Genomic DNA, 328 nt, shown 5'->3' with positions numbered 1-328 from the left:
TTACATGACGGGCCTTATCCGTGATGAAAACGGCGACAAGATGTCTAAGTCGAAAGGTAACGTACTTGACCCAATCGATATGATTGACGGCATCGGCCTTGAAGAGCTAGTAGAAAAGCGTTGTGGCAACATGATGCAACCTAAACTGGCTGCTAAGATCGAAAAAGCAACACGTAAAACTTTCGAAGATGGTATCGAACCATACGGTACCGATGCACTGCGTTTCACTCTTGCTGCTATGGCTTCAACTGGCCGTGACATCAACTGGGACATGAAGCGTCTTGAAGGTTACCGTAACTTCTGTAACAAGCTATGGAACGCAAGCCGT

General features: G+C 46.6%; 1 protein-coding gene. It reads left to right on the top strand.

Annotated features, from left to right (window positions below):
* Window positions 1-328, top strand: a 328-nt coding sequence (locus tag AB4496_RS29095; protein ID WP_372133594.1) for a class I tRNA ligase family protein, incomplete at both ends; no start/stop codon positions are given.

It is taken from the genome of Vibrio sp. 10N.222.46.A1, assembly GCF_041473595.1.
Lineage (GTDB): Bacteria > Pseudomonadota > Gammaproteobacteria > Enterobacterales > Vibrionaceae > Vibrio > Vibrio tasmaniensis_A.
The sequence above is the reverse complement of the archived record's forward strand: the minus strand, read 5'-3'. Positions and strand labels throughout refer to the sequence as shown.